The sequence below is a fragment of the Streptomyces sp. NPDC096136 genome (assembly GCF_044763325.1).
Lineage (GTDB): Bacteria > Actinomycetota > Actinomycetes > Streptomycetales > Streptomycetaceae > Streptomyces.
The window spans coordinates 21,873-43,525 of record NZ_JBIWFZ010000021.1 but is presented as its reverse complement, the minus strand read 5'-3'; the positions used below and the strand labels follow the sequence as shown (position 1 = coordinate 43,525).

Sequence of the window (21,653 nt, the reverse complement as noted above, 5' to 3'; positions counted from 1 at the left end):
TGCTCAGCATGCTGGGGGCCCCGCGCGTCTGTCAACGGACCTGCGACTACCCTCGGACACGTGCCGCAGATTCCGGAGAAAGTCCACGAACTCACCGTCGGTCAGCTGTCCGCGCGCAGCGGGGCGGCCGTGTCCGCCCTGCACTTCTACGAGACCAAGGGCCTGATCAGCAGCCGCCGGACCCCCGGCAACCAGCGGCGCTACACCCGTGAGACCCTGCGCAGGGTCGCCTTCGTGCGCGCCGCCCAGCGCGTCGGGATCCCCCTCGCCCACATCCGCGACGCGCTGTCCCAACTGCCCGAGGAGCGCACCCCCACCCGGGAGGACTGGGCCCGGCTGTCCGAGGACTGGCGCACCGAGCTCGACCGACGGATCAGCCAACTCAGCCGGCTGCGCGACCACTTGTCGGACTGCATCGGCTGCGGCTGCCTCTCGCTGAAGAACTGCGCGCTGTCCAACCCGGACGACGCCTTCGGCGAGAACCTCACCGGCTCCCGGCTGTCGTCCTAGCGTCCCGCCACAACTCCAGGGCGGCCGAGACGAGTTCGGCGTTCGAACGCGCCGGCCGCCCGTCGGGCAGGACCAGCACCTCCGCCACGCCGATCCGCACCCCGGCGCCGCACCGCGCGGCCAGCCGCAGCACGGGCCAGGCCGCGTCCTCCCGCCCGTACAGCACGACCGGCACCGGCGGCAGCCAGCGCAGCCCCGCGACCAGTGCCGGGTCGTCCTCCGCCAGCTCCACGACCAGCCGGACCCGCCCGTGCGCCGGCGGGCTCCACGCCAGGAAGCGCGCCAGCGGCTCCGTCCCGGCCCCGCCGCCCAGCGGCACCACGGCGTCCACCGCCACCCCGCGCTCCAGCAGGGCCCGCCCCAGCCGTCGCGCGCCCGGCTCCGCGAACGGCACCACCGCCCGGTCCGGCAGCACGCTCCAGGAGCGCACCCGCTCCAGCCGCCCGGCCGGATCCGGCTCGGCCGCGACCCCCGCCGGCACCGACAGCGGTACGCGGACCCCCGCGCCGCGCAACTCCGTCAGCAGCGGCCCGACCACCCGGGGCGAGAGGCTCTCCCGCCCGCACGGGGTCCTGGGATGCACGAGTACCTCACCGGCCCCGGCCGCGACGGCGGCCAGCGCGGACTCCGCCAGATCCGCCGGGGACAGCGGCACCGCGCCCCCGTCGCCGGCGCCACGCGAGCCGTTCAGCGCGACCTGCACCGCAGGACCCCGCCCGCCCCCGCCCGGGTCGCCGCCGCCACCGGCGGCACGGCCAGCGCCGGCCCCGCCGCCACCGGCGCCGCCCACGTAGGCGCCGCCCGCGTCGGCACGGCCCGTTTCGGCACGGCCCGTTTCGGCACGGCCCGTTTCGGGGCCGCCCGCACCGGGGCCGCCACCTGCGGCACGGCCCCCGGACGGGCGACCGCCCCCGCCCGCCGCGCCGGACCCCGGCCCGCCGGGCCCCGCCGCGCTCATGCCGCGTCCGCCGACGCCGGATGCACCACCGCCGCGTCCGCCAGCGCCGGCCGCGGCACCACGATCCCGCAGCCCCCGCACACCGGCCCGTCCCACGCCCAGGCCCCGCCCCACGCCGCCGGCCCCGACAGCGCGGGAGACCAGCGCAGTTCGTGCTCGCCGCAGACCGGGCACGCCGTCCCCGGCTCCGACTCCAGCGCCCGCACCAGCCGTCTCAGCACCTCGCCGAGCGTCCCCTCCGGCCGTACGCCCGGATCGGCGCACCGCACCACGGCGTCCCCGCTGCCGCCCCAGGCCCACTCCGGCTGCCGCACCCCGTCGTGCTTCTCGCGTCTGCGCCGCTCCGCGAACTGCTTCTCGTACTCCAGCCAGACCGCCCGCGCGTCCTCCAGCTCTTCCAGCGCCGCGACCAGCCGCAGCGGATCCGCGCCCCGGTCCTCCGGGGCGATCCCGTGCCGGTCGCACAGGTGCCACCACGTCGCCCGGTGCCCGTAGGGCGCGAACCGCTCCAGGCACCGGCGCAGCGAATGGCGCCGCAGGGCCCGGTCGTTGCGCGCGTCGCGCACCTGGTAGGCCAGACTCCGAAAACCCGCCACCGTACCTTCACCTCCGCCGTACCCCCGCCTGTATGCACCCGTCCCGTTCCGTGCTACCGCGTAGAACGAAGCAGCCCGCCCCGATGTGCCCAACATGCCCGAGGGGATGCGGGCGCATGCGGGGGCGGTCGAGGCGTGCGGGTGGCACATGGCCGGAAGTCAGCGCCCCATGCGCCCCGCGCCGACCACGATCCGGGCCAGCTCCTCGTGGCAGATGTCGCTGTGCGCCCCCGACGGGGCGCCGCCGCGGCGAACCACGGAACCCGCGTCCACACTGACGCAGCCGGTCCCGGGAAGCCCCCCGCTCAGGGCCCTGTCCAGGGCCATCCGCGGGGCGCCCGGCACCGCCTGCACCCCGTCGTGCCCGATCGCGCCCCACCGTTCGTCGAAGCCGAGCAGACCGGCCGAATCCCCCGCCATCCGGGAGGCCAGCGGATAGAACACACCGAGCGCCGAGTCGTGGGAGGAATGGCAGGCCACCACCGGTCCGTCCACCCGGCGATGGAGCCCGCGCAGGACGCCGCCGCGCCCCGGGTCGTGGGGGAGCCGGTCGCTGAACGCGTAGTGGGAGAAGGCCCCCTGGAGCAGCGTCAGCGACTTCACGTGGCGCGCCCCCTCCGGCACGGCGCGCAGGGAGAACGACACCACCCGCGCCCCGAAGCTGTGGCCGATGAGGTGGAAGCGCAGGGCGGGCCGGCGCCCCGCGAGGTCCGTCAGCACCGGCCCGAGCCCGTGCTCGCCGACCACCCCGGCCCGTCTCTTCATCTCGTAGTACGTCGCCTGGCGCAGCAGCTCCTTGGCGCCGCCCCACAGGGCGCGCAGCCCGTCGCCCGGCGCGAAGCCCGCCCGGGCCCCGTCCGGCGCGGGACCCGGCGGGTCCTCCCCGGCGGCCGCGCCCGCCTCGGCCAGGGCGGCGGTCAGGGCGCGGCACACCGCCACCGCGTCCAGGGAGAAGACGTCCGGCACCCCGGGCGCCGCCACCGCCGGCGGACCCGCCGGCCCCGCGCCCACGAGCTCCCGCACCAGCGCCGCGAACTCGGTGAACGCGGCCCCGGCGTCGGGCCGCTCCTCCAGCAGCGCCGCGATCCGGTCCAGCTCCGGGCCCCGCCCGGGCCAGAACGCGTCCAGCGCCCCGCGGGTCGCCGCGTCCAGGGCGGGGCCGGCGGCTGGGGCCTCAGCCAGCGCGCCGTGCGGATCGAAGTCCGGTATCGGCTCGTCGGAGAACCGGATCGAGGGCCACACCACCCCCACGTATCCCAGCCGCACCCCCGACCCCACCAGCCCGGGGAAGGGGGCGAAGAAGCTGTCGTACAGCCGGGTCGCCGTGGAGCGGTCGCTGTTCCACCCGTGGGCGAAGACCAGCAGGTCGGTCGCCTCCATCCGGGCCACCGCGGCCCGCGTGGCCGGGTCCACGTCCCCCTGGGCGTCGAAGGTCAGCTCCTGGTACGGCCCGACCCCGATCCCCGCTCCGCCGTCCGCCATGACGCACCCCTTCCGCGCGAGCCCTGCTCCGGGTCGGTCGCAGCATCCCGCCGCGGGGCCGCGACGGCCAGACCCGCGGCAGCACCGGTCCGGACGGGACCCGGGCCGCCGCCGGGCGGCACCCGGAAGCACCGGTCCGGCGGGACCCGGGCCGCGGCCGGGCGGCACCCGGAAGCACCGGTCCGGCGGGACCCGGGCCGCGGCCGGGCGGCACCCGGAAGCACCGGTCCGGCGGGACCCGCGGCAGCGGCGGCGGCACCCGGAAGCACCGGTCCCGGGCCGGTCACGGGTAGAGCAGGTACTCCTCCCGCACCGCCGCGAACCGTGCCAGCCCCGCCGCCCAGTCGCCCGCGATCTCCTCCACCCCCGCCCCCGCGTCCACCAGCGTCCGCACCCGGTCCGACCCGGTCAGCCGGTCGATCCAGCGGTCCTCCCGCCAGCCGAACCCGCTCCACGCCCGCCGCGCCGTGACCAGCAGCCCGATCCCCGCCCGCACCGGATCGAAGGCCTCCCGGTCGTGCACGACCAGCCGGATCCCGCCGCACACCCTTCCCGCGTGCTTGGAGAAGGCCGGGGTGAACCAGGCCTCCCGGAACCACACCCCCGCCAGCCCCAGCCCGTTCGCCGCCTCCGCCCACCGCCGGTCGACGCCCTCCGCGCCGACCAGCTCGAAGGGGGTGGTCGTGCCCCGGCCCTCCGACAGGGTGGTGCCCTCGAACAGGCAGGTGCCGGCGTACACGAGCGCCGTGTCCGGGGTGGGCACGTTGGGGCTCGGCGGCACCCACGGCAGGCCGGTCTCCCCGAAGAACGACCCCCGCCGCCAGCCCGCCATCGGCACCGTCCGCAGCCGCGGCCCGGCGCCCCCGAGGAACTCCCCGTGGAACAGCCGGGCCAGCTCGGCCACCGTCATCCCGTGCGCGAGCGCGATCGGCTCGCGGCCCACGAAGCTCGCGTACGGCCGGTCCAGCACGGGCCCGGCCGCCCGGAGCCCGCCGACCGGGTTGGGCCGGTCCAGGACCACGACCTCCTTGCCGGCCGCCGCGGCCGCGCGCATGCAGTCGTAGAGGGTCCAGACGTAGGTGTAGAAGCGCGCGCCGACGTCCTGGAGGTCAAAGACCAGCGTGTCGATCCCCGCCGCGGTGAAGAGGTCCGCGAGCTGCCGCCCGCTCCTGCCGTACGCGTCGTAGACGGGCAGCCCCGTCGCCGGATCGCGTCCGGCCCCCTCGGAGCCGCCCGCCTGCGCGGTGCCCCGGAAGCCGTGCTCCGGCCCGAACACCGCCACCAGGTCCACCCGTGCGTCGGCGTGCATCACGTCGACCAGGTGGCGGGCGTCGGCGGTGATCCCGGTCTGGTTGGTGACCACCCCGACCCGCCGCCCGGCGAGCTCCGCGTACCCGCCCGCGGCCAGCCGGTCGAAGCCGGTGCGGACCCGGCCGGGCGGCCGGGGGCCGGCGGGCACGCCCGCCCCGACCGCACCCGTGGCCCCCGCGGCCCCCGCCAGTCCCAGCAGTCCGCGTCGTGACAGCGTCATCCCGCCATGCTGGGGCGCGGCCCCCTTCCGCCCCGACATACCGACTGGTTAGTCTGCCCGGGATCCGGTGCCCCACGGGCCCGGCGGCCGGCGGCGAAAGGTGATCCCCGTGAGCGCGTACCAGGACCAGCGAGTCGTCGTCACCGGCGCGGGCGGAGGCATCGGCGCGGCCCTCGCCCACCGCTTCGCCGCCGAGGGGGCCACCGTCGTCGTCAACGACCTCGACCCGGCCCGGGCCTCCGCCGTGGCCGCCGCCATCGGCGACCGCGCGCTCGCCGTGCCCGGCGACGCCTCCGCGATCGTCGGAGAGGCCCGCGAGGCGCTCGGCGGGCGGGTGGACGTGTACTGCGCCAACGCCGGACTCGCCTCGGGCGGCGACGCCTTCGCCGAGGAGGCCGTCTGGGAGGCGGCCTGGGACGTCAACGTCATGGCGCACGTGCGCGCCGCCCGGGCGCTGCTGCCCGACTGGCTGGAGCGGGGCGCGGGGCGCTTCGTGTCCACGGTCTCGGCCGCCGGCCTGCTCACGATGATCGGGGCCGCGCCGTACAGTGTCACCAAGCACGGTGCCCTCGCCTTCGCGGAATGGCTCTCGCTGACCTACCGCCACCGGGGCGTGCAGGTCCATGCCATCTGCCCGCAGGGCGTGCGCACCGACATGCTGACCGCCGCGGGCTCGGCGGGCGAGCTCGTCCTGGCGCCGACCGCGATCGAGCCGGACGCGGTCGCGGACGCCCTGTTCGACGGCATGGAGAAGGGCCGGTTCTTGATCCTCCCGCACCCCGAGGTGGCCGACCACTACGCCGGGCGCGCGACCCAGCCCGAGCGGTGGCTGCGCGGCATGAACCGGCTCCAGCGGAAGTGGGAGTCCTCGTGACGGGCGGCTCCCCGTACGCCGCCCGGCCGTGGCTGGGCCGGCTGAGCGCCGCCCAGCTGGCGCCGGTCGCGCCGCCGGCCAGCGTGCTGGACGCCTTCCGCGAGGCCGTGGCGCGGGCGCCGGAGCGGGCCGCGCTGGCGTACTTCGACGGGCGGGTCGGGTACGCCGAGGCCGACGCGCTCTCCGACTCGCTGGCCGGGTACCTCGCGGGGCGGGGGGTCCGGCGGGGCGACCGGGTCGCGGTGATGCTGCAGAACACCCCGCACTTCGTGCTGGCCGTGCTGGCCGTCTGGAAGGCGGGGGCGGTGGTCGTCCCGGTCAACCCGATGTACAAGTCCGCCGAGACGCGGCACGTGCTGGGCGACTCGGGTGCGGTGGCGCTGGTGTGCGAGGACGGGGCCTGGGAGGGCTACCTGGGGGAGGCGGTGCGGGGGAGCGGGGTCCGGACCGTCGTGACGGCCCGCGCCGGCGACTTCCAGACCCGCAACGACCCCCGGGTGTTCCCGGCACAGGCCCCGGCCCCGGCACAGGCCCCGGCCCCGGTCTCCGGCGGGTCCCGCAACGCGGCCCCGGACGCCCCCGCCGACCTGCTCGCCGTGGCCCGCCGGGGCCACCCCGCGCCGGACGACCCGCGGCTCGGCGCCGGGGACATCGCGCTCATCAGCTACACCTCCGGGACGTCCGGCACCCCCAAGGGCGCCATGAACCCGCACGGGGCGATCACCTACAACGCCGTCCGCCAGGTCACCGGGCACCCCGTCCCCGAGGGGGCCGGGTACTTCGTGCTCGCGCCGCTGTTCCACATCACCGGACTGGTCTGCGAGCTCGCCGCCTGCCTCGTCAACGCCGGCACCCTCGTCCTCACCCGCCGCTTCGACGCCGGGACCGTCCTCGACGCCTTCCTGGAGCACCGCCCCGCCTACACCATCGGGCCCGCCACCGCCTTCACCGCGCTCGCCGCGCACCCCGCCGCCACCCGCGAGCACTTCGCCCCGTTCCGGGTGGTCTCCTCCGGCGGGGCCCCGGTCCCGCCCGCCCTCGTCGCACGCCTCCGCGCGGACTTCGGGTTCTACCTGCGCAACGGCTACGGCCTCACCGAGTGCACCGCCCCCTGCGCCTCCGTCCCCGCGCACCGCGAGGCCCCCGTCGACCCCGGCAGCGGGACCCTCTCCGTCGGCGTCCCGGGCGCGCAGACCCTCGTCCGGATCCTCGACGAGCACGGCGCCGAGCTGCCCCTCGGCGAGACCGGCGAGATAGCGGTCCGCGGGCCGCAGGTCGTGCCCGGCTACTGGGGGCTGCCCGAGGAGACCGCCCGGGCCTTCCCGGACGGCGAACTGCGCACCGGGGACGTCGGGTTCATGGACGCCGACGGCTGGCTCTACGTGGTCGACCGCAAGAAGGACATGATCAGCGCCTCGGGGTTCAAGGTCTGGCCGCGCGAGGTCGAGGACGTGCTCCACACCCACCCCGCCGTCCGGGACGCGGCCGTGGTCGGGGTCCCCGACGCCTACCGCGGGGAGACCGTCAAGGCGTACGTGAGCCTGCGCCCCGGCGCCCGCGCCGAGCCGGCCGAACTCGCCGCGTACTGCGCCGAGCGCCTCGCCGCCTACAAGTACCCGCGCCAGGTCGAGGTCCTGCCTGTTCTTCCCCAGACCACCAGTGGCAAGATCCTGCGACGAGAACTGCGCGAGCGCGGCTGAAAACAGTCGGAGGATCAGGAGAGGAAGGCGAGCACCATGGCCGCCACGAACACCGCGGGGCCCCGGGACGGCGACCGCGACACCCCGGTGCCGCAGCGGCTGCTGGCCGTCGCCACCAGGCTGTTCGCCGAGCGCGGTTACGACCGCACCTCCGTCCAGGAGATCGTCGAGGCGGCCGGGGTCACCAAGGGCGCCCTCTACCACTACTTCGGCTCCAAGGACGACCTGCTGCACGAGGTGTACGCGCGGATGCTGCGCCTCCAGCAGCAGCGGCTCGACGCCGTGGCCGGATCCGACGCCCCCGTCGAGGAGCGGCTGCGGGCCGCGGCCGCCGATGTCGTCGTCACCACGATCGAGAACCTCGACGACGCGATGATCTTCTTCCGGTCGATGCACCAGCTGAGCCCGGAGAAGTACAAGCAGGTCCGCGCCGAACGCCGGCGCTACCACGAGCGGTTCCGCGCGCTGGTCGAGGAGGGCATGCGCACCGGGGTGTTCGCCACGGCCACCCCCGCCGACCTGGTGGTGGACTATTACTTCGGCTCCGTGCACCACCTCTCCACCTGGTACCGGGCGGACGGCCCGCTCACCCCGCACCAGGTGGCCGACCACCTCGCCGACCTGCTGCTGCGCTCCCTGCGCCCCTAGACGAGGGCGGGGGCCAGCGCCGGGTAGTCGTTGTAGCCCTCCTCGCCGTGCACGTGCATCAGGAACTCGGGGCGCAGCACGTTCAGCGGTGCGCCCGTGCGCAGGCGCTCCACCAGGTCGGGGTTGGCGATGAAGCCCCGCCCGAGGGCGACGAGGTCGGCGCCCGCCGCCAGCAGCCGCTCGCCCCGCGCCAGGCCCGCGTCGCCGGCGGCCTCCTCGCGGGAGAGCTTCGGGTTGGCGATCAGCGTGCCCGGCCAGGCCCGCCGCAACGCCGCGAAGGAGGGCTCGTCCGGGTCGGCGTACACCACGTGCAGGTAGGCCGGGGCCAACTCCGCGAGGGCCGCGAGGAGCGCCGGGTAGATCTCCGCGGTGTCGCCCTCCTCGATGCCGTTGACGTTCTGTCCGGGGGAGACGCGCACCCCGACCCGCTCCGGGCCGACGGCCTCGGCGACGGCCCGGACCACTTCGACGGCGAACCGGATCCGCCCCTCGACCGGCCCGCCCCAGGCGTCGGTGCGCAGGTTGGTGTTCCGGGCGAGGAACTGGTGGAGCAGCATGCCGTTGGCGGCGTGCACCTCCACCCCGTCGAAGCCCGCGTCCACGGCCCTGCGGGCGGCGTCCGCGAAGTCGGCGATGGTCGAGCGGATGTCCTCCTCCGTCATCGCGCGGGGCGTGACGGAGTCCTGGAGGCCGGCGGCCGTGTGCAGCGGCTCCGGGAGCGCCACGGCCGAGGGGGCGAGCGGGACGTGCCCGCTGGTGTCGGGGTGGCCGATCCGGCCGCCGTGCTGGATCTGGAGGAACACCCGCCCGCCGGCGGCGCGCACGGCACCGGTGACCTCCTGCCAGCCGGCGGTCTGCGCCCGGGTGTGGATGCCCGGGATGTGCGGATAGGTCTGGCCGACGGCGTTCGGCGTGGTGCCCTCGGCGATGATCAGGCCCGCCGAGGCGCGCTGCGCGTAGTGGTCGGCCATGGGCCGGCCGGGCACCCCGTCCGCTCCGGCGCGGTTGCGGGTCAGCGGGGCCATCACCAGGCGGTTGGGGAGGTCGAGGGGGCCCAGGCGGACGGAGGAGAAGAGGCGGGATCCGGCGGTGGGGGTCTGTCGTGTCTGCGTCATGCCGGTACCGTAGAACCTGACACCAGTGTCAGGTTCAAGGCCGAATGAGGTGACCATGCGGATCGGTGAACTGGCGGCGCGCACCGGGGTGGGCGAGCGCTCGCTGCGCTACTACGAGGAGCAGGGGCTCCTGGCCTCCGACCGCACGCCCGGCGGACACCGGGACTTCCCCGAGCGGGCCGTGGACCGGGTGATCCGCATCCAGGAACTCTACGCGGCCGGGCTGAACAGCTCCAAGATCGGACAGCTCCTGCCCTGCATGCGGGACGAGGACGGCGGCCCGTCCCTGCGCGCCACCCCCGCCCTGGTGGCCGAACTCGCCGCCGAGCGGGACCGGATCGACCGGATGATCGGCGACCTCGTCCGCTCCCGCGAGGTACTGGACGAGGTCATCGAGACGGCCTCCGGCCGGGCCGGCGCCCCGGCTCAGCGGTAGCGCTTCAGCTCGCGGTGGGCCAGGGAGCGCTGGTGGACCTCGTCCGGGCCGTCCGCCAGCCGCAGGGTGCGCGCCGCCGCCCACAGCTCCGCCAGCGGGAAGTCCTGGCTGACCCCGCCGGCGCCGTGCAGCTGCACCGCCTGGTCCAGGATCCCCACCACCGCGCGCGGGGTGGCGATCTTGATGGCCTGGATCTCGGTGTGCGCGCCCCGGTTGCCGACCGTGTCCATCAGCCAGGCCGTCTTCAGCACCAGCAGCCGCAGCTGCTCGATGGTGACCCGGGCGTCCGCGATCCAGTTCTGCACCACGCCCTGCGCGGCCAGCTCCTTCCCGAAGGCGGTACGCCCCACCGCGCGCCGGCACATCAGCTCGACGGCCCGCTCCGCCATGCCGATCAGCCGCATGCAGTGGTGGATCCGGCCCGGGCCGAGCCGGGCCTGGGCGATGGCGAAGCCGGCGCCCTCCTCGCCGATCAGGTTCTCCGCCGGCACCCGGGCCCCGTCGAAGACCACCTCGGCGTGCCCGCCGTGGTCGTGGTCCGCGTACCCGTACACCGTCATCGCCCGGCGCACCTCCACGCCCGGGGTGTCGCGGGGGACCAGGACCATCGACTGCTGGCGGCGCGGATCGGCGCCGTCCGGATCGGTCTTGCCCATCACGATGAAGACCTTGCAGTCCGGGTTCATCGCCCCGGAGATGTACCACTTGCGCCCGGTGACCACGTACGCGTCGCCGTCGCGCTCGATGCGGGTCTCGACGTTCGTCGCGTCCGAGGAGGCCACCTCGGGCTCGGTCATCGCGAACGCGGAGCGGATCTCCCCCTCCAGCAGGGGCTCCAGCCACTGCTTCTTCTGCCGCTCGCTGCCGAACTGGGCGAGCAGCTCCATGTTCCCGGTGTCCGGGGCCGCGCAGTTGGTGGCCATCGGCGCCAGGTGCGGGCTGCGGCCGGTGATCTCGGCGAGCGGGGCGTACTGGAGGTTGGTCAGGCCGGCCCCGTACTCCGGGTCGGGCAGGAAGAGGTTCCACAGCCCCTGGCGGCGCGCCTCGGCCTTCAGCTCGCCGAAGACGGCCGGGGTGTCCCAGGGCGAGGCCAGCCGCGCGCGCTGCCCGGCGGCGACGGCTTCCGCCGGGTGGACGTACTCCTCCATGAACGCGAGCAGCCGCCCGCGGAGTTCCTCGGTCCGGGTGTCGAATGCGAAGTCCATCTGCGCGGCTCCTCAGCCTTCCTGGAGGGTGGTCAGACCGTGTGCGATGAAGACCGGGACCAGTTCGCCGATCCGGTCGAAGCCCGCGCCCACGGTCTGGCCGAGCGTGTAGCGGTAGTGGATGCCCTCGAGGATCACCGCGAGCTTGAACCAGGCGAAGGCCGTGTACCAGGCGATCGCCCCGGTGTCCCGCCCCGAGCGGGCGGCGTACCGCCCGATCAGCTCGGCGGGCTCCGGGTGCCCCGGCGCCCGGCTCGTCGTACTGACGGGGGAGTCCTCCAGGCCCAGGTCCGAGCTGTACATCACCAGCAGCCCGAGGTCGGTCAGCGGATCGCCCAGCGTGGACATCTCCCAGTCCAGCACCGCGCGGATCGTGTCGTCCGGGCCGCCGATCAGTACGTTGTCCAGCCGGAAGTCCCCGTGCACCACGGTCGGGGCGGGGGAGTCGGGCAGCGCCCGGCCCAGGGCCGCGTGCAGGGCGTCGATCCCGGCGAGCTCCCGGCCGCGCGAGGCGGCGAGCTGCTTGCCCCAGCGGCGCAGCTGCCGGTCGAGGAAGCCCTCCGGCCGGCCGAAGTCGCCGAGGCCCACGGCCTCCGGGTCCACCGCGTGCAGGTCGACGAGGGTGTCCACCAGGCCGAGCACCGCCCCCCGGGTGCGCTCCGGGCCGATCTCCGCGAGCTGTCCGGCCGTCCGGTAGGGCACGCCGTCCACGTGCTCCATGACGTAGAACGGCGCCCCCAGCACCTCCTCGTCCTCGCACAGCAGCAGCGGCTCGGGCACCGGTACGGCCGTCCCGTGCAGGGCGGCGATCACCCGGTGCTCGCGCCGCATGTCGTGCGCGGTGGCCAGGACGTGGCCGAGCGGCGGGCGGCGCACCACCCAGCGGGCCCGGCCGTCGGTGACCGCGTACGTGAGGTTCGACCGGCCCCCCTCGATCAGCCGGCCGGTCAGCGGCCCGGACGCGAGCCCGGGGCGCGCGGCGTCGAGGTGGCCGCGCAGCCGCTCCAGATCGAGGCCTCGGGGGTCGGCTGGGGTCATGGGCGCGCCTCCGTACGAAGTCGGGTCGACGACGGGTGTCCCGAGCCATCATGCCGACCAGTCGGTATGCCGTCCATAGGGCGGGCCGGAAGAACCCTTCCGGACCCGCTCCCTCAGGCGTGGCAGAGGAGGGGCGTGCCCCCGTTCATCACCGTCATGTCCCGCAGCACCGCCATGATGTCCAGCGGGGCGCCCTCCGGCTCCCCGGCCAGCTCCGCGTACGCCCGGTGCAGGTTCGCCACCAGCCGCTCGCTCTCCCGCCAGGCCGCGAACTCCCCGAGGTCGGCCCCGCGCGCGGTCTCCAGCGGGGTCAGCCCCCGGTCCCGGCCGTCGCGCGCCAGCTCCTCCACGTACCGCAGGTAGCGCTCGGTGGCCGCGTACGCCGCCGGGTCGGTCAGGGGCCCGTGCCCCGGGACGACCGTCTCCGCGTCCAGCGAGCGCAGCAGCTCCAGCGCCCGCAGCGAACCGGCCAGCGAGCCCATCGCCAGGAACGGGGTGCCCCCGGCGAAGACCAGGTCCCCGGTGAACACCACCCGCTTCGCGGGCAGCCACACGACCGAGTCGCCGGTGGTGTGCGCCACGCCCGGGTGGAGGACCCGCACCTCGGTCTCCCCGACGTGCAGCGTCAGCCGGTCGTCGTACGTGAGGTCCGGCGGGGTGATCTCCACCGCGCCGAAGTCGGTGGCGGGCCAGATCAGCTCCAGCTGGTGCCCGGCGGCGAGCTGCTCGGCCCGCGCGTTGTCGTGGCCCACGATCAGGGCCGGCGCGAAGGCGGCGTTGCCGTAGGTGTGGTCGCCGTGGTGGTGGGTGTTGACCACCGTGCGGGGCAGCGGCGACCCGGCCGCCAGGACCGCCTCGCGCAGGGCCAGCGCCCGCCGCTCCGTGGCGGCGGTGTCGACCAGCAGCGTCCGCCCGCCGTCGCTGACCCAGCCGGCGTTGTTCAGGCACCAGCCGCCGTCCGGCTGGACGTAGGCGTACACCCCGGCCGCGGGCTGGACTGCGTACGGCTTCTCGACGGTCATGGGCGCTCTCCCCGGGTCGCTGTGACAGGTGCTCGGCATCCTGCCAGCCGCTCCGGGCCCGGCGCGGGGCGGGGTTCGGCCCGGCTCGGGGGCCGGAGACCGCAGACGATCGCGGTCCTCAGCCGATCGCGGTCCTCAGACGTTCACGGTCCTCAGACGATCGCGGTCCTCAGACGATCACGGTCATCGCGAACACGGCCAGCGCCACCGTGCACGCCACCGCCCCCGCCGCCACCCCGTGCGACAGGACCGGCGGCCGGGCGGCCGCCAGCTGCCGGATCCGCCGGTGCGCCACCCACAGGAACGCCACCCAGATCAGCGCGATCAGGGACGCGCCGGTCACCTCCAGCGGCGACCCGGTCCCGCGCAGCGCCTGCCGCAGCGCCAGCACGGCGGTGACCGAGCAGGCCAGGGTGGTGCGCCGCCACGCCAGCCGGGTCCGCTCCGGCTGGAGCCCGGCGTCCCGGGCGGCCGTACCGGGCCGGGTCACGGCCGGTCCGTCCAGCCCATCAGCACGACCACCACCATCGCCACCGCGACCAGCCCCACCCCCAGGCTCAGCAGCACCGGGAACGGCGACAGCGGCAGGTCCTCGCCCCGCCGCATCGCCCGCTCGCACCGCACCCAGTGGTGCACCGCCCGCAGCGCGCAGGCGGCCCCCACCCCCAGCAGGGCGAGCGACATCCCGACCCGCACCCCCCAGCGCAGGTCGGGCAGGAACTGGTCCACCGCGAACCCGCCGCCCACCAGGGCCAGCGCGGTCCGGATCCAGGCCAGGAAGGTCCGCTCGTTGGCCAGGGAGAAGCGGTAGTCCGGGGTCTCGCCTTCGCCGCGCAGCCGCTGCGGTGCGAACCAGAGGCGCACGTCCTTGACGAAGTCGATCACCTGTCCAATTTACGTCCCCTTCACGCGCGGGGCGCGGGCGGCCGGGCCGCGCCCTCCCGGAAGGCGCGCAGCCGCCGGTACGCCTCCAGCCCGTCGGGCACCCACGGCCACCCCCCGTCCGAGACCCGCCGCTCCAGCTCCCCGGGCGCCAGCCAGGCGTGCCAGTCGACCTCGGACTCCTGGGGCGCCACCGGCAGCGCGCACCGCACCTCGTGCACGTACGACCACCAGGCCCCGCCCGGGCCCTCGTAGAGGAACTTGAACAGCGGCGCCGGCTGCTCCAGCCCGCTCACCCCCAGCTCCTCCTCCGCCTCCCGCAGCGCGGCCCCCGGATAGTCCTCCCCGGCGCCCAGCACCCCGCCCACGAACATGTCGTAGTGTGCCGGGAACACCAGCTTCGACGCGGTCCGGCGGTGTACGAAGACCCGCCCGAGCTCATCCCTGACCTGCACGAACACACACCGGTGGAGGAGCCCCCGGGCGTACACCTCGCCCCGCGGGGCCTGCCCGGTCACCCGGTCGTCGCGGTCCACCACGTCCAGTACTTCATCCGCTGCGCTCACCCGTCCATCCAACCACCGCTGTTGACGGGTTACCGCTCCGTAGCAAAGGATCTGCCCCACCACCGACCGGAGGACGGGCAGACGCATGGGCTACGACGCCGACGTGATCGTGATCGGAGCGGGCCTCGCCGGCCTCGCCGCCACCGCCGAGCTCGTCGACGCGGGCCGCCGGGTGATCCTCCTCGACCAGGAGCCCGAGCAGTCGATCGGCGGCCAGGCGCACTGGTCCTTCGGCGGGCTGTTCTTCGTGGACTCGCCCGAGCAGCGCCGGATGCGGATCCGGGACAGCCGCGCCCTCGCCCTCCAGGACTGGCTGGGAACCGCCGGCTTCGACCGGGAGGAGGACGCCTGGCCGCGCCGCTGGGCCGAGGCCTACGTCGACTTCGCGGCCGGCGAGAAGCGGCCGTGGCTGCACGCCCAGGGGGTGCGCTTCTTCCCCGTCGTCGGCTGGGCGGAGCGCGGCGGCTACGACGCCAACGGCCACGGCAACTCCGTCCCCCGCTTCCACATCACCTGGGGCACCGGCCCCGGCCTGGTCGAGCCCTTCGAGCGGCGGGTCCGCGCCGGGGCGGCCCGCGGCCTGGTCAGCCTCCGCTTCCGCCACCGGGTCACCGGCCTGGCGTCGACCGCCGGCGCGGTGGACACCGTCACCGGCGAGGTCCTGGCGCCCTCGGACGCCGTACGGGGGGCCGCCAGCGGCCGCGAGACCACCGGCTCCTTCAGCCTGCGGGCCCAGGCGGTGATCGTCACCAGCGGGGGCATCGGCGGCAACCACGACCTGGTGCGCGCCCAGTGGCCGGCCCGCCTGGGCACCCCGCCCGCCCGGATGCTCTCCGGGGTCCCGGCCCACGTGGACGGGCTGATGCTCGGGATCGCGGAGAAGGCGGGGGCCAGCCACATCAACAAGGACCGGATGTGGCACTACACCGAGGGCATCGGGAACTGGGACCCGATCTGGGCCCGCCACGGCATCCGCATCCTGCCCGGCCCGTCCTCCCTGTGGCTGGACGCCACGGGCCGGCGGCTGCCCGTGCCCCTCTTCCCCGGCTTCGACACGCTCGGCACCCTCGACCACATCATGCGCACCGGGCACGACCACACCTGGTTCGTGCTCAACCAGCGCATCATCGGCAAGGAGTTCGGCCTCTCCGGCTCCGAGCAGAACCCCGACCTGACGGGCCGCTCCGTCCGCGAGGTGGTCAACCGCGCCCGGCAGGCCGTACCAGGGCCGGTCAGGGCCTTCATGGACCGCGGCGCCGACTTCGTCGTCGAACGGGACCTGTCGGCCCTGGTACGCCGGATGAACGAGGTCACCGGCGAGGACCTGCTCGACGAGGCCGCCGTCCGGCGCGAGATCACCGCCCGCGACCGGGAGATCGCCAACCCCTTCACCAAGGACCTCCAGGTGACGGCCATCCACGGGGCCCGCCGCTACCTCGGGGACCGGCTGATCCGTACCGCCGCCCCGCACCGGATCCTGGACCCGAAGGCCGGCCCGCTGATCGCCGTCCGCCTCTCGATCCTGACCCGCAAGTCCCTCGGCGGCCTGGAGACCGACCTGTCCTCCCGCGTCCTGACCCCCTCCGGCGAGCCGCTGCCCGGCGTGTACGCGGCGGGGGAGGCGGCGGGCTTCGGCGGCGGCGGCGTCCACGGCTACCGCGCACTGGAGGGCACCTTCCTGGGCGGCTGCCTCTTCTCGGGCCGGGCCGCGGGCCGCGCGGCGGCCCGCGCCGTCTCCTGACCCCGGCCCCCGGAGGCGCGACCCCGGCCCCCGGGGGCGCGACCCCGGCCCCCGGGGCGCGACCCCGGCCCCCGGGGGCGCGACCCCCGCCCCCGTCGTCCGCGTGCCGCCAGTCCCCCTCGGCCAGCCGCGGCATCCGTACCTCCGCCACCTCCGCCGCCACCGCCGGCCGCTCGGCCGGGTCCGCCGCCACCGCCCGGCCGCCCGGCACGGGCAGCGCCCCGCCCGGCGTCCCGTACTCGCCCGGCAGCCCGGTCGCCGCGGTCCTCCCAGCGCTCGGCACCGCCGCGACCAGCCGGTCGCGCCGTTCCCCGGGGCAGGCCGGCTCGAAGGGGCGACGACCGCCAAGGCCCGTCACGGGGCCGCCGCGTGGACCGGCTGCACCCTCCGGCCCACCCATTTCGAACCGCCGCATGCGCCCCAACTTGCCCGCTTCGCGCACCAGTTGATTCCGGCCACGCGGCGGTCCGGACCTTGACTCGGAGCTGTGCATACCGGTTTGCTGTGAGTGATCATCCGGACTGACCACCGGAGTGATCGGGCCGCGCCCCGCGCGCCGCGCGCACCATCACCACCGGCACCATCAGCACCGGCACCGCACCCACGCACGCGCACGTCCGTACCCGCACCTCCGTACGCCGCCCATCCGTACCCCCGTACGTCGTCCACCCGCGCCCGCGCTCTGGAGGGAACCCGCGGATGTCCCCGCCGCCGCCCCTCGGCCGCGCCCGCAAGCGGGACGCCCAGCTCTTCGACCCGGCCCTCTGCGACTCCGAACTCGTCTCCGTACGCGGCCAGTTCACCCAGGGCCGGTGGGCCAGGGCCCGCAGCCTGCTGGCGGCCACCGGCGACGACTGGGACCGCCGCGGCCACCGCGTCACCGTCCTCGCCGAGACCCCCTCCGCCCTCGCCTGGGCCCGCGAGTGGCTCCTCGCCGAACCCGGCAGCGCCGACGCCGCCACCCTCCTCGCCTGCGCCGCCGTCCAGGCCGCCCTGCGCGGCAAGGGCACCCCCCAGGCCGCCGACGAGGCCTGCCGCCGCGCCGCCGCCCTGCTCCCGGCCGACCCCACCCCCTGGCTCGGCCTGCTCATGCTCTCCCGCGCCTTCGGCCCCGACGAGGACTTCAGCCGCCACTTCGACCAGGTCCGGGCCCGCCACCGCGAGCACCACCACGCCCACCACCTCATGGTCGCCCGGCTCGCCGAACGCGACCCCGCCGCCGGCCGCGACCCGCTCCACGAGGTCTACGACTTCGCCGCCTGGGCCGCCGAGGAGTCCCCGGCCGACTCCCCGCTCGCCGTGCTCCCCGTCATCGCCCACGCCGAGCGCTACCGCGTCCTCGCCGCCGCCCGGGGCCGCTCCGCCCCCGAGGACGCCGTCGAGCACTGGACCGGCCGCCGTGCCCGCCTGGTGCTGCGCTCCGCCTTCGACTGGTGGCTGGAGTGGGAGCGCGAGGACCACCCGCGCAACCGCGTCGACCTCAACTTCCTCGCGCACGCCAAGCTCTGCGAAGGGCGCCCCGCCGAAGCCGCGGCCCTCTTCCACCGCATCGGCACCCATGCCACCCGCGCCCCCTGGTCCTATCCGGACCGCGACCCCACCAAGGCCTTCCTCGCCGCGCGCAGCGCCGCGCTCGGCACGGCCTGACCCCCCGCCCCGACCAGTCGCCCCCGAAAGGACCCTGCCATGCCGACGGGCAGATCCACCGTGACGGCCGCCGCCACCGAGGCCGAGATCCGCACCTTCAAGGGCCAGGACCGAGCCCTGCGCGCGGGCCGCCTCGGCACCGCCGGGCTGCTGCTCTCCGTCCTGGCCGCCAGCGCCCCCCTGATGGTCGTCGCCGGTGTCATGCCCACGATCTACGGGGTCATGGGCATCGAAGGCCAGCCGCTGCTCTTCGTGATCCTCGGCGTCGTCCTGGCCCTCTTCGGCATCGGCTACGCCGAGATGAGCCGCCACGTCCACAACGCCGGCGCCTTCTACGCCTACATCGCCCGGGGCCTCGGGCCCACCGCCGGAGCCTGTGCCTCGCTCGTCGCCCTCGTCGCGTACAGCGCCATGCAGGTCGGCGTCTACGGCATCCTCGGCTTCGAGATCTCCGGACTCCTCGCCACCTACCTGCACACCCAGGTCGCCTGGTGGATCCCCGCCCTGCTCGCCGTCGCCGCCACCGGCGCCCTCGGCTGGCTGAAGATCGACCTCAACGCCAAGGTGCTCGGCGTCCTGCTGCTGATCGAGTGCGCCCTCGTCGTCGTCTTCGACCTCGCCGCCCTCGGCAAGCCCGGCCCCGAAGGCCTCTCCCTGAGCGCCTTCGACCCCGCCGGCCTCGGCGGCGCCGGCCTGGGCACCGCCCTGTGCTTCTGCATCGCCGCCTTCGTCGGCTTCGAGCAGTCCCCGGTCTACGCCGAGGAGACCAGCAAGCCGCACATCGTGGTCTCCCGCGTGATGTTCCTCGCCGTCGGCTTCGTCGCGCTCTTCTTCGCCCTCAGCGCCTGGGCCCTCAGCGTGGCCACCGGCCCCTCGCGGATCACCGGGGCGGCCGCCGACGCCGGCCCCGCCCTGCTCTTCGACCTCACCCAGAGCCGCCTGGGCGCCGGCTTCACCGACGTCCTGCACGTGCTCTTCGTCACCGGCATGTTCGCGGCCATGCTCAGCTTCCACAACGTCGTCGCCCGCTACGCCTTCGCCATGGGCCGCGAGGGACTGCTCCCCGCCCGCTTCGGCCGCACCAACCCCGGCACCGGCGCCCCCGCCACCGGCTCCCTGCTCCAGACCGTGGTCGCCGCCCTCGTCGTCCTCGCCTTCGCCCTCACCGACGGCTCCCCGGCCGGCGACCCCACCGCGCCCGTCCTGCACCTGTTCACCTGGATGGGCAGCGTCGGCGCCCTCGGCGTGACCGTCCTGATGGCCGCGTCCTCCTTCGCCGTCATCGCCTTCTTCGTCCGCCGGGGCGCCGCCGGCGCCCAGGTCTGGAGGCTCGTCGCGGCGGGCCTGGCCGGCGTGGCCCTGGTCGGCATCGCCGTCTACACCGTGAAGGACTTCGCCGTCCTGGTCGCCGCCGAGGAGGGCTCCGCGCTCAGCTGGGTGCTGCCCGCGATCATCGGCGTGGCCGCGGTGGCCGGGCTGGCCCACGGGCTGGTGCTCAAGGCCCGCCGGCCCGAGGCGCACGCCCGGATCGGCCTGGGCAACGAGGCCTTCCGCCTCGACCAGGCCGCGGAGGCCGGGCCGGGCGCCTGAAGCCCCGCGGCCCTCGTATTCGCACCCCCCAGTAGCCCCCGGCGACCGTTTCCAAGGTCACCGGCGGCTTCGGTGCGCAGTGGCTGATTTTGGCGGGGGGCGGAGGCTCATGGTCTCCTGGGGCGACAAAATCACCGGAACGCGGCACGGGGGACACCACCCAGCTCCCCCGCGCGCGGCTTCGGGCCTGCCTGTCCGACCCACGAAGGCGAAGTCGTATATGAGTGACCGCACCTTGACCGAGGCCCCCGCCGAGGCGTCCTCCCGCCATGTCGACGCCGGTGACGAGGGCTACAGCAAGGACCTCAAGTCCCGCCACATCAACATGATCGCCATCGGCGGGGCGATAGGCACCGGCCTGTTCCTCGGCGCCGGCGGCCGCCTCGCCGGCGCCGGCCCCTCCCTGGCCATCGCCTACGCGGTGTGCGGCGTCTTCGCCTTCTTCGTCGTCCGGGCCCTCGGGGAGCTCGTCCTCTACCGCCCCTCCTCCGGCGCCTTCGTCTCGTACGCGCGCGAGTTCATGGGGGAGAAGGGCGCCTACACGGCGGGCTGGCTGTACTTCCTGAACTGGTCGACCACCACCGTGGCCGACATCACCGCAGCCGCGACCTACGCGCACTTCTGGTCGATGTTCACCGACATCCCGCAGTGGGTGCTCGCCTTCATCGCCCTGGCCGTGGTCCTCACCGCGAACCTGATCTCGGTGAAGTACTTCGGCGAGATGGAGTTCTGGTTCTCCCTGGTCAAGGTCGCCGCCCTGGCGGTCTTCCTGATCGTCGGCATCTACCTCGTCGCCACCAGCCACGACATCGGCGGCAACACCCCGGGCCTGGCCAACATCACCGACCACGGCGGCATCTTCCCGTCCGGCGTGCTCCCGATGCTCCTGGTCATCCAGGGCGTGGTCTTCGCGTACGCCTCCGTCGAGCTCTGCGGCGTCGCCGCCGGTGAGACCGAGAACCCCGAGAAGATCATGCCGAAGGCGATCAACTCGATCATGTGGCGCGTGGGCCTCTTCTACGTCGGCTCCGTCGTCCTGCTCGCGCTGCTGCTCCCGTACACGCAGTACTCGGCCGACCAGAGCCCCTTCGTCACGGTCTTCGACAAGCTGGGCGTGCCCGGCGCCGCGGGCATCATGAACCTGGTCGTCCTGACGGCGGCCCTGTCCAGCCTGAACTCCGGCCTCTACTCCACCGGCCGGATCCTGCGCTCGATGGCCATGTCCGGCTCCGCCCCGAAGTTCACCGGCGTCATGAACAAGGGCAAGGTCCCCTACGGCGGCGTCCTGTTCACCGCCGCCTTCGGCGTCGCCGGCGTCGGTCTGAACTACTGGATGCCCGGCGAGGCCTTCGAGATCGTCCTCAACCTGGCCTCCATCGGCATCCTCGGCACCTGGGCCATGGTCATGATCTGCTCGCTGTTCTTCTGGCGCCGCGCGCAGAACGGCCTCGTCGAGCGCCCCGGGTACAAGCTGCCCTGGGCGCCGTACACCCAGATCGTCACCCTGGTCTTCCTGGTGACCGTCCTGGTGCTGATGTGGTGCGACGGCGGCGTCGGCCGCACCACGGTGATGATCCTCCCGGGCATCGCCGCGGCCCTGGTCGGCGGCTGGTTCCTGGTCCGCCGCAGGGTGAACGAGATCGCCGCCTCGCGCGACTGACGTCCTCCACGGGCCCCAGGGGCCCCCGGGACGGGCTCCGGCCCGCCCGGGGGCCCTCCGCCTTTTCAGGGCCCCCACCCGCCGGTCCACGGCCTCCGGCCGGAAACGAAGAAGGACCCCGCCGGAGCGGGGTCCTTCTCACTGTGTGTCCGAGGGGGGACTTGAACCCCCACGCCCGATAAAGGGCACTAGCACCTCAAGCTAGCGCGTCTGCCATTCCGCCACCCGGACCGGGTGTGTGTCGTTGCGGCCTCGCGGGCCGTGGCGACAGGTGAAACATTACCAAACATTCCGGGGGCTCCCGCGCCACCCCCCGACCGCCCGCTCCCGGCCGCCGCAAGCCCTGCCGGAAACGCGGAAGGACCCCGCCGGAGCGGGGTCCTTCTCACTGTGTGTCCGAGGGGGGACTTGAACCCCCACGCCCGATAAAGGGCACTAGCACCTCAAGCTAG

The 21,653-nt window shown here is 75.0% G+C and carries 20 protein-coding genes and 1 tRNA gene; 9 read left to right on the top strand and 12 right to left on the bottom strand.

What is annotated here, in order from left to right; translation table 11 throughout:
- Window positions 1-60 precede the first annotated feature (60 nt).
- The gene (gene soxR / locus ACIRBY_RS31320) at window positions 61-510 is read left to right on the top strand and encodes a redox-sensitive transcriptional activator SoxR (RefSeq protein WP_403906970.1); all 450 of its coding nucleotides are present in this window, start codon (window positions 61-63) and stop codon (window positions 508-510) included.
- Here soxR and ACIRBY_RS31315 read toward each other — a convergent pair.
- The 4 genes from ACIRBY_RS31315 to ACIRBY_RS31300 all read right to left on the bottom strand — a co-directional run bounded on the left by ACIRBY_RS31315 (window position 485) and on the right by ACIRBY_RS31300 (window position 5,077).
- A complete protein-coding gene (locus ACIRBY_RS31315; protein WP_403906968.1) occupies window positions 485-1,213 on the bottom strand; it encodes a 3-keto-5-aminohexanoate cleavage protein in 729 nt (242 codons plus the stop codon). The two genes, soxR and ACIRBY_RS31315, sit on opposite strands and share 26 nt — an antisense overlap.
- Before the next feature lie 251 nt (window positions 1,214-1,464).
- Window positions 1,465-2,064: a hypothetical protein gene (locus ACIRBY_RS31310; RefSeq protein ID WP_403906965.1), complete on the bottom strand. Its 600-nt coding sequence runs from the start codon at window positions 2,062-2,064 to the stop codon at window positions 1,465-1,467.
- 159 nt (window positions 2,065-2,223) lie between these two features.
- Entirely contained in the window at window positions 2,224-3,546 is a 1,323-nt protein-coding gene (locus tag ACIRBY_RS31305; protein WP_403906963.1) for a serine-threonine protein kinase, read from the bottom strand.
- A gap of 283 nt (window positions 3,547-3,829) precedes the next feature.
- Window positions 3,830-5,077, bottom strand: coding sequence for an exo-beta-N-acetylmuramidase NamZ domain-containing protein (locus ACIRBY_RS31300; protein ID WP_403906961.1), 1,248 nt, complete (start codon window positions 5,075-5,077; stop codon window positions 3,830-3,832).
- A 100-nt stretch (window positions 5,078-5,177) separates the two neighbouring features.
- Here ACIRBY_RS31300 and ACIRBY_RS31295 point away from each other — a divergent pair, with 100 nt between their 5' ends.
- The 3 genes from ACIRBY_RS31295 to ACIRBY_RS31285 are packed head-to-tail and all read left to right on the top strand — an operon-like array spanning window position 5,178 to window position 8,299.
- Complete coding sequence (locus ACIRBY_RS31295) at window positions 5,178-5,951, top strand: SDR family oxidoreductase (RefSeq protein ID WP_403906959.1); 774 nt, start codon at window positions 5,178-5,180, stop codon at window positions 5,949-5,951.
- Window positions 5,948-7,651, top strand: coding sequence for a class I adenylate-forming enzyme family protein (locus ACIRBY_RS31290; RefSeq protein WP_403906956.1), 1,704 nt, complete (start codon window positions 5,948-5,950; stop codon window positions 7,649-7,651). The genes ACIRBY_RS31295 and ACIRBY_RS31290 overlap by 4 nt, the downstream gene beginning before the upstream one ends.
- A 36-nt stretch (window positions 7,652-7,687) precedes the next feature.
- Entirely contained in the window at window positions 7,688-8,299 is a 612-nt protein-coding gene (locus ACIRBY_RS31285) for a TetR/AcrR family transcriptional regulator (RefSeq protein ID WP_403906954.1), read from the top strand.
- On the opposite strand, the gene ACIRBY_RS31280 is transcribed toward ACIRBY_RS31285, so the two are convergent.
- Window positions 8,296-9,414: an alkene reductase gene (locus tag ACIRBY_RS31280; protein ID WP_403906951.1), complete on the bottom strand. Its 1,119-nt coding sequence runs from the start codon at window positions 9,412-9,414 to the stop codon at window positions 8,296-8,298. The two genes, ACIRBY_RS31285 and ACIRBY_RS31280, sit on opposite strands and share 4 nt — an antisense overlap.
- A gap of 55 nt (window positions 9,415-9,469) precedes the next feature.
- Here ACIRBY_RS31280 and ACIRBY_RS31275 point away from each other — a divergent pair, with 55 nt between their 5' ends.
- Window positions 9,470-9,850, top strand: coding sequence for a MerR family transcriptional regulator (locus ACIRBY_RS31275; protein WP_403906949.1), 381 nt, complete (start codon window positions 9,470-9,472; stop codon window positions 9,848-9,850).
- On the opposite strand, the gene ACIRBY_RS31270 is transcribed toward ACIRBY_RS31275, so the two are convergent.
- From ACIRBY_RS31270 to ACIRBY_RS31245, 6 genes are all read right to left on the bottom strand, one after another.
- Entirely contained in the window at window positions 9,841-11,055 is a 1,215-nt protein-coding gene (locus tag ACIRBY_RS31270; protein ID WP_403906947.1) for an acyl-CoA dehydrogenase family protein, read from the bottom strand. The genes ACIRBY_RS31275 and ACIRBY_RS31270 overlap by 10 nt on opposite strands.
- Window positions 11,056-11,067: 12 nt before the next feature.
- Window positions 11,068-12,093 (bottom strand): phosphotransferase family protein, encoded by a 1,026-nt coding sequence (locus tag ACIRBY_RS31265; protein ID WP_403906945.1) that lies wholly within the window; start codon window positions 12,091-12,093, stop codon window positions 11,068-11,070.
- Window positions 12,094-12,206: 113 nt separating this feature from the next.
- The gene (locus ACIRBY_RS31260; protein WP_403906942.1) at window positions 12,207-13,115 is read right to left on the bottom strand and encodes an MBL fold metallo-hydrolase; all 909 of its coding nucleotides are present in this window, start codon (window positions 13,113-13,115) and stop codon (window positions 12,207-12,209) included.
- 169 nt (window positions 13,116-13,284) lie between these two features.
- Window positions 13,285-13,605 (bottom strand): DUF202 domain-containing protein, encoded by a 321-nt coding sequence (locus ACIRBY_RS31255; RefSeq protein WP_403906939.1) that lies wholly within the window; start codon window positions 13,603-13,605, stop codon window positions 13,285-13,287.
- A complete protein-coding gene (locus ACIRBY_RS31250) occupies window positions 13,602-14,000 on the bottom strand; it encodes a DUF202 domain-containing protein (protein WP_366453972.1) in 399 nt (132 codons plus the stop codon). Before ACIRBY_RS31250 ends, ACIRBY_RS31255 begins: the two co-directional genes overlap by 4 nt.
- 20 nt (window positions 14,001-14,020) lie before the next feature.
- Window positions 14,021-14,563 carry an NUDIX hydrolase gene (locus ACIRBY_RS31245; RefSeq protein WP_403906936.1) on the bottom strand — a complete coding sequence of 181 codons (543 nt, stop codon included), beginning with the start codon at window positions 14,561-14,563 and terminating at the stop codon, window positions 14,021-14,023.
- Window positions 14,564-14,648: 85 nt separating this feature from the next.
- Here ACIRBY_RS31245 and ACIRBY_RS31240 point away from each other — a divergent pair, with 85 nt between their 5' ends.
- The 4 genes from ACIRBY_RS31240 (at window position 14,649) to ACIRBY_RS31225 (ending at window position 21,201) form a co-directional block, all read left to right on the top strand.
- Entirely contained in the window at window positions 14,649-16,304 is a 1,656-nt protein-coding gene (locus tag ACIRBY_RS31240; RefSeq protein WP_403906933.1) for an FAD-binding dehydrogenase, read from the top strand.
- 699 nt (window positions 16,305-17,003) lie between these two features.
- Window positions 17,004-17,951: a hypothetical protein gene (locus ACIRBY_RS31235; RefSeq protein WP_403906930.1), complete on the top strand. Its 948-nt coding sequence runs from the start codon at window positions 17,004-17,006 to the stop codon at window positions 17,949-17,951.
- Window positions 17,952-17,990: 39 nt separating this feature from the next.
- Window positions 17,991-19,541: an APC family permease gene (locus tag ACIRBY_RS31230; protein ID WP_403906928.1), complete on the top strand. Its 1,551-nt coding sequence runs from the start codon at window positions 17,991-17,993 to the stop codon at window positions 19,539-19,541.
- 220 nt (window positions 19,542-19,761) lie between these two features.
- The gene (locus ACIRBY_RS31225) at window positions 19,762-21,201 is read left to right on the top strand and encodes an amino acid permease (RefSeq protein WP_403906925.1); all 1,440 of its coding nucleotides are present in this window, start codon (window positions 19,762-19,764) and stop codon (window positions 21,199-21,201) included.
- Window positions 21,202-21,347: 146 nt separating this feature from the next.
- Here ACIRBY_RS31225 and ACIRBY_RS31220 read toward each other — a convergent pair.
- A tRNA-Leu gene (locus ACIRBY_RS31220) sits at window positions 21,348-21,432 on the bottom strand.
- Window positions 21,433-21,653: the final 221 nt, after the last annotated feature.